The organism is Ruminococcus sp. AM42-11 (assembly GCF_003480145.1).
GTDB lineage: Bacteria > Bacillota > Clostridia > Lachnospirales > Lachnospiraceae > Blautia_A > Blautia_A faecis.
Map to the genome: position 1 here is coordinate 22,327 of NZ_QUIO01000039.1, position 16,873 is coordinate 39,199.

General features: G+C 44.2%; 13 protein-coding genes, 1 rRNA gene, 1 pseudogene and 1 other annotated feature. Of the genes and pseudogenes, 1 reads left to right on the top strand and 14 read right to left on the bottom strand.

Going from position 1 to position 16,873, the window contains the following annotated elements:
• Window positions 1–300: 300 nt before the first annotated feature.
• The 8 genes and pseudogenes from rpoC to DW904_RS25945 form a co-directional block, all read right to left on the bottom strand.
• Window positions 301–4,030, bottom strand: a pseudogene (gene rpoC / locus DW904_RS18080) (DNA-directed RNA polymerase subunit beta').
• Between the two features lie 17 nt (window positions 4,031–4,047).
• Window positions 4,048–7,902, bottom strand: coding sequence for a DNA-directed RNA polymerase subunit beta (locus DW904_RS18085; protein ID WP_118583310.1), 3,855 nt, complete (start codon window positions 7,900–7,902; stop codon window positions 4,048–4,050).
• A 185-nt stretch (window positions 7,903–8,087) separates the two neighbouring features.
• The gene (locus tag DW904_RS18090) at window positions 8,088–9,503 is read right to left on the bottom strand and encodes a right-handed parallel beta-helix repeat-containing protein (protein ID WP_202187766.1); all 1,416 of its coding nucleotides are present in this window, start codon (window positions 9,501–9,503) and stop codon (window positions 8,088–8,090) included.
• Window positions 9,386–10,342 carry a hypothetical protein gene (locus DW904_RS23055; RefSeq protein ID WP_202187767.1) on the bottom strand — a complete coding sequence of 319 codons (957 nt, stop codon included), beginning with the start codon at window positions 10,340–10,342 and terminating at the stop codon, window positions 9,386–9,388. The genes DW904_RS18090 and DW904_RS23055 overlap by 118 nt, the downstream gene beginning before the upstream one ends.
• A gap of 135 nt (window positions 10,343–10,477) precedes the next feature.
• Complete coding sequence (rplL, locus tag DW904_RS18095; protein WP_118583314.1) at window positions 10,478–10,849, bottom strand: 50S ribosomal protein L7/L12; 372 nt, start codon at window positions 10,847–10,849, stop codon at window positions 10,478–10,480.
• Window positions 10,850–10,916: 67 nt separating this feature from the next.
• Window positions 10,917–11,429, bottom strand: a complete 513-nt coding sequence (rplJ, locus tag DW904_RS18100; RefSeq protein ID WP_118583316.1) for a 50S ribosomal protein L10 — start codon at window positions 11,427–11,429, stop codon at window positions 10,917–10,919.
• A 30-nt stretch (window positions 11,430–11,459) separates the two neighbouring features.
• Window positions 11,460–11,594: a sequence feature (ribosomal protein L10 leader region), on the bottom strand.
• A 42-nt stretch (window positions 11,595–11,636) separates the two neighbouring features.
• Window positions 11,637–11,825, bottom strand: coding sequence for a DUF6472 family protein (locus DW904_RS18105; RefSeq protein ID WP_118583318.1), 189 nt, complete (start codon window positions 11,823–11,825; stop codon window positions 11,637–11,639).
• Window position 11,826: 1 nt separating this feature from the next.
• Window positions 11,827–12,018 carry a DUF6783 domain-containing protein gene (locus DW904_RS25945; RefSeq protein ID WP_347562202.1) on the bottom strand — a complete coding sequence of 64 codons (192 nt, stop codon included), beginning with the start codon at window positions 12,016–12,018 and terminating at the stop codon, window positions 11,827–11,829.
• Here DW904_RS25945 and DW904_RS25950 point away from each other — a divergent pair.
• On the top strand, window positions 11,947–12,105 hold the full coding sequence (locus DW904_RS25950) for a DUF6783 domain-containing protein (protein ID WP_319017168.1): 159 nt from the start codon (window positions 11,947–11,949) through the stop codon (window positions 12,103–12,105). The two genes, DW904_RS25945 and DW904_RS25950, sit on opposite strands and share 72 nt — an antisense overlap.
• Here DW904_RS25950 and DW904_RS18115 read toward each other — a convergent pair.
• From DW904_RS18115 to DW904_RS18140, 6 genes are all read right to left on the bottom strand, one after another.
• Window positions 12,047–12,919, bottom strand: a complete 873-nt coding sequence (locus tag DW904_RS18115) for an aldose 1-epimerase family protein (RefSeq protein WP_243110490.1) — start codon at window positions 12,917–12,919, stop codon at window positions 12,047–12,049. The genes DW904_RS25950 and DW904_RS18115 overlap by 59 nt on opposite strands.
• A gap of 8 nt (window positions 12,920–12,927) precedes the next feature.
• Window positions 12,928–13,182: a kinase gene (locus tag DW904_RS18120; protein WP_118583324.1), complete on the bottom strand. Its 255-nt coding sequence runs from the start codon at window positions 13,180–13,182 to the stop codon at window positions 12,928–12,930.
• Window positions 13,183–13,223: 41 nt separating this feature from the next.
• The gene (locus DW904_RS18125) at window positions 13,224–13,817 is read right to left on the bottom strand and encodes a GGDEF domain-containing protein (RefSeq protein ID WP_118583326.1); all 594 of its coding nucleotides are present in this window, start codon (window positions 13,815–13,817) and stop codon (window positions 13,224–13,226) included.
• Window positions 13,805–14,776, bottom strand: a complete 972-nt coding sequence (locus tag DW904_RS18130) for a hypothetical protein (protein ID WP_118583328.1) — start codon at window positions 14,774–14,776, stop codon at window positions 13,805–13,807. The genes DW904_RS18125 and DW904_RS18130 overlap by 13 nt, the downstream gene beginning before the upstream one ends.
• A 93-nt stretch (window positions 14,777–14,869) precedes the next feature.
• The gene (locus DW904_RS18135) at window positions 14,870–16,303 is read right to left on the bottom strand and encodes an MATE family efflux transporter (RefSeq protein ID WP_243110491.1); all 1,434 of its coding nucleotides are present in this window, start codon (window positions 16,301–16,303) and stop codon (window positions 14,870–14,872) included.
• A gap of 412 nt (window positions 16,304–16,715) precedes the next feature.
• Window positions 16,716–16,873 (bottom strand): 23S ribosomal RNA (locus DW904_RS18140); the annotation flags it as partial.

Here is a 16,873-nt window from a genome sequence, read left to right on the forward strand (position 1 = left end):
TCTGTGAACTACTTTTCCCCCAGAACACCTCGCGGAATACTGCCTTCTGAATAGTTACATAAAACATTATACAGGAATCTTACCACAAATGATAGACCAGGTTGTATTTTCCTCTATCCATATTTTTCCTTACCCTCGCCTACGGCGGATTGTCTCGAGCAGCATTTCCCTTGCTGCTGCAGTGTGTTCCTGCCGGGCTACACTTTTTTGTGTAACAATAAGTTCCATAGAATTCTCTGTTACACAAAAATCCCCCAAAGCAACATTTCTGTCACCCTGGGGGATTTCATATTTTATCGTTTATTCTTCACTATCTTCAGAAGAATCCTCATCCTCAAATGTATCCTCATCCTCATCCACTGCAAGATCTGCCTCATCAGCAGTCTCCAGCTCTTCTGAGTCTTCCGCTACATCCAGCACATCCTGATCCTCATCGTCCATTTCATCGAATTCGATTTCTTCTGGCTCTTCCGGCATTCCTGTATCAAGCTCTACATCGCTGTAGCACTTCATACCTGTACCAGCTGGAATCAATTTACCGATGATTACATTCTCTTTCAGACCGATCAGATGGTCAACCTTACCCTTGATAGCAGCTTCGGTCAGAACCTTGGTAGTCTCCTGGAAGGAAGCAGCTGACAAGAAGGAATCAGTTGCCAGTGATGCCTTGGTAATACCAAGCATTCCCTGTTTTCCAATTGCAGGACGTAATCCCTCAGCTTCCAGTTTCTCATTTACTTCCTCATACTCAAGGAAGTCAACAAGTGTACCTGGCAGGAACTCAGAATCTCCGTTATCCTCGATACGGATTTTCTTCAGCATCTGATGAACGATAACCTCGATATGTTTATCGTTGATCTCAACACCCTGAAGACGGTATACACGCTGGACCTCACGAATCATGTAATCCTGAACTGCACGAACACCCTTGATTCGAAGGATATCATGTGGGTTTACACTACCTTCTGTAAGCTCATCACCAGCCTCCATAACCTGTCCGTCCATGATCTTGATACGGGAACCGTATGGGATCAGGTAAGTCTTGGAATCACCAGTCTCCGGATCTGTTACGATGATCTCTCTCTTCTTCTTGGTGTCATTGATTGTAGCAACACCCTTGATTTCAGTGATAACAGCAAGTCCTTTCGGCTTTCTTGCCTCAAAAAGCTCCTCGACACGAGGAAGACCCTGTGTGATATCTCCACCGGCAACACCACCTGTATGGAAAGTACGCATAGTCAGCTGTGTACCTGGCTCACCGATAGACTGTGCAGCGATGATACCGATGGACTCACCAACCTGTACCGGCTCACCGGTAGCCATGTTTGCGCCATAGCACTTCGCACACACACCAACCTTACACTTACAGCTCAGGATGGTACGGATCTTAACCTGCTCAACAGCACCTCCGGTAATGTTGTCTACACCCTCTTTCATGATACGTGCAGCACGCTTCGGAGTAATCATGTGGTTTGCTTTTACAAGGACTTCGCCCTCTTTATTCTTAATGGTCTCGCAGGAGAAACGACCTGTAATACGATCCTGAAGGCTCTCGATCTCCTCCTTGCCATCCATGAAACCTTTTACATACATACCGGAAATCTCTGCTCTGTTCTCACAGCAGTCCATCTCACGTACGATCAGATCCTGAGATACGTCAACAAGACGTCTTGTCAGGTAACCGGAATCGGCTGTACGAAGAGCGGTATCAGAAAGTCCTTTACGCGCTCCATGAGCGGACATGAAGTATTCCAGTACGTCCAGACCTTCACGGAAGTTTGACTTGATAGGAAGCTCGATTGTATGTCCGGTTGTATCGGCCATCAATCCACGCATACCTGCAAGCTGTTTGATCTGTTTATCAGATCCACGGGCACCAGAGTCAGCCATCATGAAGATGTTGTTGTACTTATCAAGTCCGGAAAGAAGCGCATGAGTAAGCTCATCGTCAGTCTTCTTCCAGGTATCCACAACCTCTTTATAACGCTCTTCCTCAGTAATAAGACCACGTTTATAGTTCTTTGTGATCTTATCTACAGTATCCTGTGCAGCCTTGATCATCTCAGGCTTCTGCGGCGGCACGGTCATATCAGAAATAGATACAGTCATGGCAGCTCTTGTAGAATACTTGTAACCCATAGCTTTGATAGAGTCCAGAACCTCAGCAGTCTTGGTTGCTCCGTGAGTATTAATAACTTTTTCAAGGATCTGTTTCAGCTGTTTCTTACCAACCAGGAAGTCAACCTCAAGAAGAAGCTCATTTCCCGGAATGCTTCTGTCAACAAATCCAAGATCCTGTGGCAGGATCTCATTGAACAGGAAACGTCCCAGTGTAGACTGCACGTTGCCTGTGAAAGTGCTTCCATCCGGCATTACCTTGCTACAGCGGACAAGAATCTTGGACTGCAGAGTAATTACCTGATTCTCATATGCCAGAATTGCCTCATTTACGCTCTTGAAGAACTTTCCTTCTCCCTTATTTCCAGGTCTTTCCTGTGTCAGATAGTAAATACCAAGGACCATATCCTGTGAAGGAACGGCTACCGGTCCACCATCAGAAGGTTTCAGAAGGTTGTTCGGAGACAGAAGCAGGAAACGGCACTCTGCCTGTGCTTCCTGGGACAGTGGAAGATGGACAGCCATCTGGTCACCATCGAAGTCAGCGTTGAAAGCGGTACAAACAAGCGGATGAAGCTTAATAGCTTACCTTCTACAAGGATCGGCTCAAACGCCTGGATACCCAGACGATGCAGTGTAGGTGCACGGTTCAGCATAACCGGATGTTCTTTGATAACATCTTCCAGAACGTCCCACACAGCTGGCTCAAGCTTCTCTACCATCTTCTTGGCATTCTTAATATTATGAGAGGTACCGTTTGCTACCAGTTCTTTCATAACGAAAGGCTTAAACAGCTCGATTGCCATCTCTTTTGGCAGACCGCACTGATAAATCTTCAGCTCTGGTCCAACAACGATAACGGAACGTCCGGAGTAGTCAACACGCTTACCAAGAAGGTTCTGACGGAAACGTCCGGATTTACCTTTCAGCATATCAGAAAGGGATTTCAGGGCTCTGTTTCCAGGACCTGTAACCGGACGGCCACGACGACCATTGTCGATCAAAGCATCAACAGCTTCCTGAAGCATACGCTTCTCATTGCGGACAATGATATCCGGAGCACCAAGCTCCAGCAGTCTTTTCAGACGATTATTACGATTAATGATTCTTCTGTACAGATCATTCAGGTCAGATGTTGCAAAACGTCCACCATCCAGCTGTACCATAGGACGAAGATCCGGCGGGATTACAGGAACAACATCAAGAATCATCCACTCAGGACGGTTTCCTGACTCACGGAAGGATTCAACAACCTCAAGACGTTTGATGATCCTTGCACGCTTCTGGCCTGTTGCCTTAACCAGCTCTGCCTTTAATTCAGCGGAATCCTTCTCAAGATCGATAGCCATAAGGAGCTCTTTGATTGCCTCAGCACCCATGCCTACGCGGAAGTTGTTTCCGTAAGACTCACGGGCATCCTGATATTCTCTCTCTGTAAGGATCTGCTTGTACTGAAGTCCGGAATCTGCCGGATCCAGTACAATATATTTGCAAAGTAAAGAACTTTCTCCAGTGTTCTTGGAGTCAGATCCAGGATAAGTCCCATGCGGGACGGAATACCCTTGAAATACCAGATATGGGAAACAGGAGCAGCAAGCTCAATGTGACCCATACGCTCTCTACGAACGGAAGCCTTGGTAACCTCAACGCCGCATCGGTCGCAGACAACACCTTTATAACGGATTTTCTTATATTTACCACAGTGGCACTCCCAGTCCTTGCTTGGTCCGAAAATTCTTTCACAGAAAAGTCCGTCTTTCTCCGGTTTCAAGGTACGGTAGTTGATGGTTTCCGGTTTTGTAACCTCACCTCTTGACCACTCTCTGATCTTTTCCGGGGACGCCAGTCCAATTTTAATGGCATCAAAAGTCATTGGCTGATATGTTTCATTGGTATTGGTTGATTCTGCCATGTATTCTTTTCCCCTTTCTACTCTTCGATATCATCGTAGGAATCGTCGATTTCGGATTCATAATCCTCTTCTTCGTCCTCGTCCACATCAACAAGTTCCTCTCCGTCAAACTCCTGCTTGGTATAGCCATGTTTGCTGAAGGATTCCTCTCCTCTGTGGCCGCGGGAATCTCCCTCGATAACTGCACGAAGATCGGTTTCGCCGTAATCTACATTCTCCATGATCTGAACTTCTGTCTGATCATCTTTGAGCACACGTACATCCAATGCCAGGGACTGGAGCTCTTTAAGAAGAACCTTAAAGGATTCCGGAATACCAGGCTCAGGAATGTTATCACCCTTGATGATTGCTTCATAAGTCTTCACACGACCGACTACATCATCGGATTTAACTGTCAGGATTTCCTGGAGTGTATAGGATGCACCGTATGCCTCCAGAGCCCAAACCTCCATCTCTCCGAAACGCTGTCCACCGAACTGAGCTTTACCACCCAGTGGCTGCTGTGTAACCAGAGAGTAAGGACCTGTGGAACGGGCATGGATCTTATCATCAACCAGATGATGCAGTTTCAGGTAATGCATGTGTCCGATTGTGGTCGGACCGTCGAAGAACTCTCCGGTACGTCCGTCACGAAGCTGTACTTTACCATCTCTGGAAATCGGAACACCTTTCCACAATGCTCTGTGGGCTTTGTTCTCATCCAGATACTGCATTACATCAGGTGCCAGAATGTCTTTGTATTTCTCACGGAACTCTTCAAAATCTTCTGTATTTACATAGTCATTTGCAAGTTCCAGTGTATCCTGGATATCATTCTCGTTTGCACCATCGAATACCGGTGTGGAAATATTAAAGCCAAGTGCTTTGGCAGCAAGACTTAAATGAATTTCCAGGACCTGTCCAATGTTCATACGGGAAGGTACACCCAGCGGGTTCAGCACGATATCCAGTGGACGTCCGTTCGGAAGGAATGGCATATCCTCAACCGGAAGTACACGGGAAACGACACCCTTGTTACCATGACGACCAGCCATCTTATCACCAACGGAGATTTTTCTCTTCTGTGCGATATAGATACGTACAGACTGATTAACTCCTGGAGACAGCTCATCACCATTTTCTCTTGTGAATACCTTGGCGTCTACAACGATACCATACTCACCGTGTGGTACCTTAAGGGAAGTATCACGAACCTCGCGTGCTTTCTCACCAAAGATTGCACGAAGAAGTCTCTCCTCTGCTGTAAGCTCAGTCTCTCCCTTAGGAGTAACCTTACCAACAAGGATATCACCAGCACGAACCTCTGCACCGATACGAATGATTCCGCGCTCATCAAGATCCTTGAGTGCATCATCACCTACGCCTGGAACATCACGGGTGATCTCTTCCGGTCCAAGCTTTGTATCACGGGATTCTGCTTCATATTCTTCAATGTGAACAGATGTATAAACATCGTTCTGTACAAGTTTCTCACTTAACAGTACGGCATCCTCGTAGTTATAACCTTCCCAAGTCATAAATCCGATCAGAGGGTTCTTGCCAAGAGCAAGCTCTCCCTGAGAAGTAGACGGACCATCGGCAATAACATCACCTGCTTCAACGTGCTCGCCCTGATTAACGATCGGACGCTGGTTGTAGCAGTTGCTCTGGTTACTGCGCATGAATTTGGTAAGATGATAATCATCTTTTGTTCCATCATCATTCTTGATGCTGATATCGGTAGATGTGGAGCGAAGTACAGTACCAGACTTTCTTGCAACCACACAAACACCGGAGTCAACAGCTGTCTTTGCTTCCATTCCTGTACCAACAACTGGTGCTTCTGTGGTAAGAAGCGGAACAGCCTGACGCTGCATGTTTGATCCCATCAGCGCACGGTTCGCATCGTCGTTCTGAAGGAATGGAATCAGGGCTGTAGCTACAGAGAATACCATCTTAGGAGATACGTCCATGTAATCAAACATCTGGCGCTCATACTCCTGAGTCTCTTCACGATAACGACCGGAAACGTTCTTACGAACGAAATGTCCTTCTGCGTCAAGTGCCTCATTCGCCTGTGCTACATGGTAGTTATCCTCTTCATCTGCGGTCATGTAAACAACTTCGTCAGTTACACGCGGATTCATAGGATCAGTTTTATCAATCTTACGGTAAGGTGCCTCAACAAATCCGTACTGATTCAGCTTTGCATAAGATGCAAGGGAGTTGATCAGACCGATGTTCGGACCCTCAGGAGTCTCGATCGGGCACATTCTTCCGTAATGGGAATAGTGAACGTCTCGAACCTCGAATCCGGCTCTGTCTCGTGACAAACCGCCAGGTCCAAGTGCGGAAAGACGTCTCTTATGGGTCAGCTCACCAAGAGGGTTGTTCTGATCCATGAACTGTGACAGCTGGGAGGATCCAAAGAACTCTTTTACAGCAGCTGTTACAGGTTTGATATTGATCAGGGACTGCGGGGAAATGCTCTCCACATCCTGTGTTGTCATTCTCTCACGAACCACACGCTCAAGTCTGGAAAGACCGATACGGTACTGATTCTGAAGCAGTTCACCAACCGCACGGATACGACGGTTTCCTAAGTGGTCGATGTCGTCGTCATTTCCAATGCCATATTCCAGATGCATATTGTAATTAATAGAAGCAAAAATATCTTCTCTTGTAATATGCTTCGGGATCAGGTCATGGATATCTCTGCGGATAGCGGCAATTCTGTCCTCAAGTGTGTCATTTTCTTCCAGAATTTTTTCGAGTACAGGGTAATATACTAACTCTGTAACCCCAAGCTCTTCCAGGTTCTCAATTTCTGGCAGATAGTGATGCATGTCTACCATTAAGTTAGAAAGAACTTTAATTCTGCGGTCTTCTTCACCCTGGATCCATACAAATGGAACTGCAGCGTTCTGAATGGCATCAGCCAGTTCTCTGGTTACGATAGTACCAGCCTCTGCAAGAATTTCTCCTGTAGAGCCCTCAACCACATCGTCAGCCAGCTTATGACCAACAATTCGTTTATTGAAATGAAGTTTCTTATTAAATTTATAACGTCCGACCTTGGCAAGATCATATCTTCTCGGATCAAAGAACATCGCATTGATCAGGCTCTCTGCGCTCTCAACTGCAAGCGGCTCGCCTGGACGGATTTTCTTATACAGTTCAAGAAGACCTTCTTCATAATTCGTAGAAGTATCCTTTGTGAAACTTGCAAGGATCTTCGGCTCTTCGCCAAACAGATCAATGATCTCTGCATTGGAACCAACACCAAGTGCACGGATCAGTACAGTGATCGGAACCTTACGGGTTCTGTCCACACGCACATAGAATACATCGTTGGAGTCAGTCTCATATTCCAGCCATGCTCCTCTGTTAGGAATTACTGTACAGGAAAACAGTCTCTTACCGATTTTATCGTGTGCAATGGCATAATAGATTCCAGGGGAACGTACTAACTGGCTGACAATAACACGCTCAGCACCGTTAATGACGAAAGTTCCTGTCGCGGTCATAATCGGCAGGTCTCCCATGAAAATCTCGTGTTCGTTGATCTCATCTGTTTCCTTGTTAATCAGTCTCACTCGAACCTTCAAAGGTGCGGCATAAGTTACGTCACGTTCTTTACACTGCTCGATGGTGTATTTAGCCTCTTTTTCATCAAATGTGAAGCCGATGAATTCAAGACTGAGCTTTCCGCCGTAGTCTGCGATTGGAGAAATATCGTCGAATACTTCATTCAATCCTTCGTCGAGAAACCACTGGTAAGAATCCTTCTGGACCTCGATCAAGTTCGGCATTTCCAGGACTTCTTTTTGTCTCTGGTAGCTCATTCGCATGCTTTTTCCAGTTTTTACAGAACGAATTCTGTTTTTTTCCATTGACGTTTCACCCCTGTTTTATTTTATTTATTACAACATCAGCCCGCTCTGCTGCATAAGCATAGTAGGCATATCTTGCCATAATATAGCATTCTTCACTATAGCACAACAAAAAAAGCCTGTCAAGCACTTTTCTGTTGTTTTTTCATTTGTTTTTTTATTTGTAATTGCTGAATAGTTATAATTTATTTTACTTTTCTCTTACTATAAGAAAGGTTTCCATATTTATCCGATAATACAAAGAGAAGCTTCGTTCCTTTTTTCTGTTTTTTGATAGAAATATTATATTTCTTTCGGGAATTGATGCTTCCTCTGCCGATTTTTTTATTCTTGTTTCTGCTCACTGCATAAATTGTAAGCTTCTTTCCACCCGCCGCTTTGCCTGTGATCTTCACTGACTTTCTGGTAATCTTAGACGCAGTGGGCATTTTCACGGAAATGATTCCAGTGCTGTTTTCCGCATAAATTGCATAAGTACTGCCATTATTCTCCAGACGGTTCTTTTTGTTTCCGGAAATCTTTGACCTGCTTACATATAAACCGCATTTTCTGCTGCCAGTAACCGCATTTCCATAAAGTTTTCCGGTCTGACTTGCGATCACTTGGATTCCTCTGCCATTCACATTCGTAATCCTGTTAGATTTTATAACAGCATTTCCAATATTTTCCACATATATTCCGTCCAGCATACAGCCTTTCACCTGATTCGCTGTGATCTGACAGCCCTCGCTGCCCCAGAGAACAATTCCGTTCTTTTTTCCGGAGGATATACGGTTCCGGCTTACTTCACACCCGTCAGAGCCATTTTCCATAAGAATTCCATCGCCGCCGATACCTGAAATCACATTATCCAGGACTTGATTCTCTGTGGATGGAGTCCCCAGCTTTCCTCCGTCATAAGCGTAGATTCCTACATTTTTACAACCTGATACCTGATTATCTTTTATCACATTTTTGGAAGAAGCAGACAGGTAAATTCCCATATTGGAAAAGGATGCAGTTTTTTTCAGCTTCAGCTGATTATTTTCCACTGTACAGCCATCAGCTAGATAAAGGCGAATTCCATTTCCATTCCCTGTGATCATATTTCCCTTTACCTCAACACCGGTTTCCTTATAAATGCCTGTCGGAATTCCCTTAGCCTGTGCCTTTGAGCTGTCACTTACCCAGGCTCCCTGGACTTCAATTCCATATCCTCTCCATATGTTTCCATTGATCTGGCTCACTGAAGAAATAGAAATCTGATTATTTTTCACGGAAATGCCCGCATTCTGGTGGTTTCCTTCCATTCCTGCAACAGTTCCCGGTATAAGATGGGTATTCGGGAAATACATGCAGCTCACAAGCACTCCGCCGCCTGCATTCTCTATTATATTGTCCTCCACAGCAGAATCCACGTAATTCAGGCACCAGACAGCTCTCTTTTTCACATTTCGAAAGGTATTCCCCTGAATCACAATATTCCGGTATGGCCTGTCGTAGATCATGCTGTGGCTGCCCACTCCTGCAAACACATCCTCAAAAACGTTATCCGTAATCCTGATATTCTCACAGACAGCTCCGTCAAAGGCTGATATCCTGGAAAAATATAATCCAAACATGCATCCAGCTGAATGCATTCCTGTCCGCCGCCTTCATATTCCTGCCAATATCCCCGGAATGTACAGCCAGTCACAGTTACATCTTCCGTACCTGCCAGCTCAAGAAAATGAGATTTCAAATTGTTTAGAAATGTTACGTTCTTCACAGTTACGTGTCTGGCATGTCCAATCCTGAAGCCTACAAAACCGCCTGTGCCTTCCTTATCTTCGACAACCGGGTAATTCAGATCCCAGGTTCCGCCTTCAATGGTGATATTGTGATATCCATCATAACCTCCGGCAGAAAGTATGTCATCTCCCAGTCTGAGGACCACATGCTTATCTGTACAAGTTTTCGTCAGCACAGCCCCTTCTGCATAAAGAGTAAGATTGCTGTACATATGGATAGTTCCGGAAATCAGATAGCTTCCCTGAGGAATGATTACCGTACAAGGAGTTTCATCTGTAGCTCTCTGCCCCATAAAGTGAAGCACTGTATTCAAAGTTTCGGTAATATCACTTCCATCAGCCACATCTAAAGTCACCACTGCAGCGCCTTCTGGAATAGTCGCCAGAATCTGCTGTTCATTATCAGAAGGTACAGGTGTAAGCAGAGCTTCTTCTGGCTCCTCTTCAAAATCATTATCAGACTCATCTGCTGAAAAAAATCCCACCTCAGCTGTTCCGCCATAGAAGCCAGTCTCATCCTCTTCCATTTCCGGCTCAATATCGCAATCTGAAAAGCTGTCTTCAAAATTCTCCGTCACATTTTCTGCTGATTCAGCATATATAACAGAACTGCCTCCCAGATATAAATATACTCCCAGTAATGTTACAGTCAAAAACATTTTTATATTCATTCAGAATCTCCTTGCACAAAAAGAATCCTGATTGCAGGAAACTCCAACAGAATTTCCTGTTACACAAAAAAATCCCCGCAGTGGCCTGCACGACAGACTTCTGCGGGGAGCATGGTTCGCTTAAATACACCTAAATTATTTAAGAGTAACTTTAGCGCCTTCAGCCTCAAGTTTAGTTTTGATATCCTCAGCCTCTGCTTTGGAAGCGCCCTCTTTAACCATTTTCGGAGCACCATCAACAACTTCTTTAGCTTCTTTAAGACCTAAGCCTGTGATCTCACGAACAACTTTGATAACTTTAACTTTGTTAGGACCTACTTCTGTAAGCTCTACGTCAAACTCATCTTTCTCCTCAGCTGCTTCACCAGCACCTGCTGCTGCTACAACAACGCCTGCTGCTGCGGATACACCGAACTCTTCCTCGCAAGCTTTTACTAAATCATTTAACTCTAATACAGATAACTCTTTGATTGCTTCGATAAACTCAGCTGTTGTTAACTTTGCCATTATAATTTTCCTCCATTTTTAAATTTTTTGTGGAATCAATGATTCGATTCAGCGACAGAAACTTAAATTATTCTGCTGCTGGTGCCTCAGCCTCTCCACCCTTCTGCTCTGCGATCTGATTAAGCACACGAGCAAAGTTGGTAATAGGAGACTGGATACTTCCAAGCAGTTTGCCAAGAAGTTCTTCTCTGGACGGGATCTGGGACAGTGCCTGGATTCCTGCCTGATCGTTGTAGTTACCCTCAACAATACCAGCTACTAACTCAAGTGCCGGATACTGTTTTGCAAATTTAGCAAGGATTCTTGCAGGAGCAGTAGCGTCTGTTGCAGAAATTGCAATAGCGTTTGTTCCATGTAAGTGCTTGTCAAGATCTGCACATGGAGTACCTTCAAATGCACGACGCATTAAAGTGTTTTTGTAAACCTTGTACTGTACGCCGGACTCTCTTAACTCTTTACGTAAAATAGTATCCTGCTCAACTGTAAGACCACTGTAGTCAACAAGAACAACAGCCTGTGCGTCTTTAATATTGTTAGCGATTTCTTCTACGATTGGTTGTTTCAGTTCTACTTTTGCCATGAAATGGTACACCTCCTTATAGAATTTGATATACCGCCAAAAAAAGCCTTACTGTAAGACAGCAAGGCTTAACGTATTCTTACGAAAGAATACTTAGTCCTCGGTAGGCGTTTTATCCTTATGCCTTACGGCACCTACTGTCTTCGGCAGCGTTCTGTAATAAAATACCACGTTCGATTTTATTTGTCAATAGTAATTTTAATTTTTTTACATCTGTTTTCTTACTACTCTGTACTCGTCCCCCATGCGGAAATAAGGGCAATCGTGATAGGTTCCTGTAATAAAACGATACATCTCATCTTCGTCAAGGTTCATATCACAAGTATAGCACTCGTAATCATCGTCGTAAGAATAGTTTACACAATATTCGCAGTTCGCCCCCTGCTTCTTTTTCATATTACATACCCTGCCTTCCTTGCGAGTATTTAAAAAAACATTCCCACAATCTGCACGTTCTAGAACGTGTTTGAAAAATCATTCCCGCAATCTGCACGCCCCACTTTGCGGGAGATTTTGCCTGAATTCGGTTACCGTAGCCCGCTACGGCGCCCTCATCCAGACAAAATCTCCCACAAATTGTGACGCACATCTTGCAGAAAGCCTTTTTCAGACACGCTCTAGAGAATTTCCATGGTCCAGAAAATCTGGCACTCCCTGCCAGCTTCCAGTGAAATAAGATTCTTCTGTTCCTCCAGATTTTCTGTAATTCCCTGTCTGGATGGAAGGGAACACCACGGCTCAATGCAAACATAAGGAGCATCCATGCAGGGCATATGCCAGAAACCGACATAAGGCATATCCACATAAGATACCTTCACTGCCTTTTTGCCCTTCGTACTGTGAAGCAGAACCTCTCCAGAGGTTTTCTCCAGCACAATAGCATCTTCATCAAAAAGATTATGACGAAGAGGAATCCGTCTGCCCTCCAAAAGTTCATAGGACTCCTTCCCCTCCACAAAACACTCCTGTGAAAAAAGAATGCGCTGCGGCTCACATGCCCTGGAAAATTCCAATTCATAATCCTCAAAGGAAAGTCCCTCTTCCATCGGAATATTAAATCCCGGGTGACCGCCGATTCCAAAATACATCGTTTTCTCATCCTTATTTTTTACCGAATAGAAAACTTTTAAAGTATTTTTCTCAAGCAGATATCGGATCTCAAAACGAAAATGAAATGGATACTGTTCCAAAGTTTCCCTGGTATCTTCCATTGCAAACACCAGTTCATTCTCCCCTGCTTTCTCACAGGAGAAAACAGAATCCTTGGCAAAACCGTGAATATCCATATGATACGTCTTCCCCTGAAATATGTAGGATTTCTCCCATAATCTGGCAATATAGGGAAAAAGATTGGCACCATGCTCGTTCCAGTATCTGTCATCTCCCTGCCAGATATACTCAAATCCGTCCTTATCTGTCACGGACCACAAAATAGCACCTTCTGTGTCGGCCTTCACTTTAAGATATTCATTGCTGATCTCGTATTTCATCCCATTCCTCAACTTCCTGGCATCATATCGGGCCATGATAAAATCTCTCTGGCAATGACCTCTTCATAGTTGCCCTCAATATCCTGACTGCGTCCTGCTTCATAAATATTTGTCTCTGCCCCCCAGACACGGTCCTCATACTCCCACACATGGAATTTCAATCCTCGAAACAGAAAATCAAGACTTCCGCAGCCATCAATCTCTGTATATTCGTATTTGATATTCTTCTTTTTTAATGCATCCTGTACAATCTGTAACCGCATTTTTGTCACCTTCCTTTAGTCTCAAAGCGATACTCTTATGATCATTCTTTTTTCTGCTGACCATTATCTACATAAATTCTGTTCTTACCGGATTTCTTTGAAGCATACATTGCGTTATCCGCCGCCAGATACAGGCTTTCATAGTCGTTTCCAGCTGCAGGATAAGCCGCCGCTCCTATACTCACGGTAAAATGTGGTGTAGTCTCTGACTTTGCCAGAATATCAAGAATTTCCGCACCTTTTGCTTCAACAGCCGAAGCAAGCTCTGTATTTGTCATAAACACAATAAATTCATCACCGCCAAGACGACCGATAATATCCTCCCTACGGAAATGTTCCTTCAAAAGTTTTACCAAAGTAATCAATGCAAGGTCACCTATTGCATGCCCCATTGTATCATTTACCGTTTTAAAATCATCAATATCGAGCATAAGCAGGTAACCTTTACACTCTTTCTCCTGCATAAGCGTATTGATTTTCTGCTCTGCAGCCTTGCGGTTCAGAGCGCCTGTAAGACCATCAACAGAGGCTTTTTCACGAAGATCCTGTTCTCTGGTCATCTCATTCTGAACGTCAGAAATCTTGCCCAGAAATGCCTGTGGTGTACCAAGACGGCCTCGTATCAGACGGCCCATCCATCGCACCCAACGATAATTATCGTTCTTATCCTAAAACGAATTACAAAATCATCAATCTCATCAGAATTATCACCAATTGTGGAAAGAAGTGCCTTTACCTTCGCCACATCATCTGGATGAACCATTGTGAAATCTGTGTCACTGTCAAAAGGCCTGATCGGACCGATTTCCTTCAGTCCAAATAAAGTCGTTATATTTGGCGTAAATACCAATGTTTTTTCCAGGCAGTCATATTCAAAAAGAACCGTGTCCGAAAACTCCGACAAAATGTCGTACCTTGCCTGACCTTTCATCACTTTCTTCTGCTGTTTCATATAGAATCGTACTGTAAAAAGCAGCATAATCAACGCGCATCCAAGAAGCGTAAAAATAATCATGCGGTTTCCATTGATGAGCACTGCTTTATAATTCTTCATTTTGGCGGAACGATATTCTGAAAACAGAATACAGTCTCTGCCTTCCAACTTGGATGCCACCAGATAGATATCCGTTTTCTCAAGCTCCGTGAAAATATGGGGTGCTCCATAGGTCAGCTTTTTAAGGGACTTTTCCACCTGGGAAATACTGTTATCCTTCACATGCTGCGAATGAAGCACTGTCGCCACCGTATATTCAATGTCAAAAATCCGCATATCTCCTGCCAGGATTTTCCCATCTGAATTGCACACATAGTGAAGCACATTCCCCTCGTCCTCGTTCAGAGCCTCCCAGGCTTCCTCCACCTTATCTGCTCCAGTTGAACCAGCCAGAAAATTCTCCATTTCTGTCAGTGCTTCCGAATGGGTGGATAAAAGTGATTCCTCCATAAGCTCTGTAAAAATCTTCTCTGTTCTTTGACGATATCTGCTCATAAGAAAAATCGTCAGAAACACCATCACAGCAAGACAGACCAGTCCGATGATCATTCCCTGCCGTTTCATTTTGTATTCAGGATTGTCTTTCACGCTTTTTTCCATATTAACGTCATCCATTCCAAGCCGTGACGGCTTTTATTCATTATTTTTCAGTATAAAGCCTATATATTCTGCTGTCAAGCTTGTGATTTTTGGTCACTTTTTACAAATCTTGTATTGGAAGGATACTTTTGTTTTATTCATAGGGTTCCATCTGCCGCTGAAATAATGTAAAGTGAATAAAACAAAAAGAAGCATATTGTGACCTATCATGCATCCCCAGGCAGACACAAGTCCCAGTCCAAGAAGATGGATGCAGATAAAAGTCCCCAGAATTCTTACCCCCCACATTCCCGCTACATTGAAAATAAAGGGAGTTACTGTTTTCCCCACACCTTGCATCATGCCCTCGATCACAATAGGTACACCATAAAACGGTTCGGAAACAGCAACCATACGAAGTACCGTACTTCCCAGACGGATAACCTGTGCATCTGATGAAAACAGCCTGATCAATATCGGCGCAAAAATAAACAGCAGGCTTCCGGAAATAACCATCAGTCCCACTTCCAACGGCACAATTGCCTTGGCAAGGCTGTTAAGTTTTTTATTGTCATTGGCTCCAAGAGCATTTCCTGCAAGAGTAGCCGCTGCTGTCTGCATTCCATATCCAGGAATATAAAAAGCAGATTCTACTGTATTGGCAATAGTGTGGGCTGCCGTTGCAGTCTCGCCCAAAGAATTGATCATGGATGCAAATGCCACATATCCAAGGGACGTGGCAAAGCGCTGAAACATATTTGGAACAGCCACCTTCAGACAAGGGCACAGAACTGCAGAATCCGGCAGGAAGCTCTGACCCTTTGGAGATATATCAGTATGCTTCCATAATTTAACCGTAATTGCAATACCTCCAATGGTATAAGCTATAGCACTCGCAGCTGCTGCACCTTGAACGCCCCATCCCGCGCCTGGGATCACCAGTTCTTTTCCACCAATCAGCACAGTTCTGGTGGAATATATAAGAAAAAAGTTCAGTACAATGTTAATAACATTAAAGGCAACTCCTACCTGCATAGGGGTTTTGGTATCGCCCACTGCCCTCAGGACAGTTCCAAAAATAATGTTCGCAGTTCGAAAAAGCATCGGTGCATAGAGGATCAGGAAATAGCTGGATGCCAGTTTCTGAATAGAAGGATCTACCTGCATCCAAACAGGGACTTTACGGCTCAGTCCCATTGTCAGAATTGTAAAAAATATTCCTACGATCACAACTGTCAGCACAGCCTGTCCTGAAGCTTTTTTTGCCTGTTCTTTTTTTCCTGCTCCGATTGACTGGGATATGTATGCCAGAAATCCTATGCTGATCGCAGAAATCGTACTTCCAATCAGCCAGTTTACTGTACTGGTAGCTCCAACAGCGGCCGTTGCACTTGTTCCCAGGACGCCTACCATACCAGTGTCCATATATTGTACTGCAGTCTGCATCAGCTGTTCCAGCATAGTTGGCCACGCAAGAGAAAAAATAACTGGCAGCATTTCTTTTGTTCCCTGATCTGCCAGTCTGGATCTGTTTCTAGTTGATTTCATCTTATTTCTTCCTATTCTGTTACCTGTTATTTTATGATACCAGTGTCAAATGGTCAAAAAGCCGTTCGTGCTTGCACGATAAGGTGTTTGAACTTGGGACACGCCAAATATGAGAAAGTAGCGATTTACGCAGTAAATCAGCGGATTTCGAATATTTGGAGGATTACGGGAGCAGCGGAGCTGGGTCGCAATCCGAAGTATCAAATGAGTGGCAAAAGACCTTTTGACACTCATATCATTTTATGAATTGATTTAAAAAATATTTTAACAGAATATAAAGAAAAAAAATAGGGTAAAAGTAAAGAAAAGACAACAAAAAAACGATAACCAACCGGCTACCGTTTCCGTTCTGTACCTTCAAAACTACATACATGTTACATCCTAATGGAATCACTTTTTAACCTTGCGATTGTTGGTCAAGCCCTCACCCTATTAGTAACAGTCAGCTCCGTGCATTACTGCACTTCCACCCCTGCCCTATCTACCTCGTCGTCTTCAAGGGGGTTTACTTCTTTCGAATGGGACATCTCATCTTGAGGGGGGCTTCACGCTTAGATGCCTTCAGCGTTT

Coding starts and splice junctions, on each gene's coding strand:
- DW904_RS18115 (WP_243110490.1), bottom strand. CDS start 12,919: ATGAAATACGAGATCAGCAATGAATATCTTAAAGTGAAGGCCGACACA.
- DW904_RS25945 (WP_347562202.1), bottom strand. CDS start 12,018: ATGTGCGTCACAATTTGTGGGAGATTTTGTCTGGATGAGGGCGCCGTA.
- DW904_RS18090 (WP_202187766.1), bottom strand. CDS start 9,503: ATGTTTGGATTATATTTTTCCAGGATATCAGCCTTTGACGGAGCTGTC.
- DW904_RS18135 (WP_243110491.1), bottom strand. CDS start 16,303: ATGAAATCAACTAGAAACAGATCCAGACTGGCAGATCAGGGAACAAAA.
- DW904_RS18105 (WP_118583318.1), bottom strand. CDS start 11,825: ATGAAAAAGAAGCAGGGGGCGAACTGCGAATATTGTGTAAACTATTCT.
- DW904_RS23055 (WP_202187767.1), bottom strand. CDS start 10,342: ATGAATATAAAAATGTTTTTGACTGTAACATTACTGGGAGTATATTTA.
- DW904_RS18125 (WP_118583326.1), bottom strand. CDS start 13,817: ATGGGCCGTCTGATACGAGGCCGTCTTGGTACACCACAGGCATTTCTG.
- rplL (WP_118583314.1), bottom strand. CDS start 10,849: ATGGCAAAGTTAACAACAGCTGAGTTTATCGAAGCAATCAAAGAGTTA.
- DW904_RS18120 (WP_118583324.1), bottom strand. CDS start 13,182: ATGCGGTTACAGATTGTACAGGATGCATTAAAAAAGAAGAATATCAAA.
- DW904_RS18130 (WP_118583328.1), bottom strand. CDS start 14,776: ATGGAAAAAAGCGTGAAAGACAATCCTGAATACAAAATGAAACGGCAG.
- rplJ (WP_118583316.1), bottom strand. CDS start 11,429: ATGGCAAAAGTAGAACTGAAACAACCAATCGTAGAAGAAATCGCTAAC.
- DW904_RS18085 (WP_118583310.1), bottom strand. CDS start 7,902: ATGGAAAAAAACAGAATTCGTTCTGTAAAAACTGGAAAAAGCATGCGA.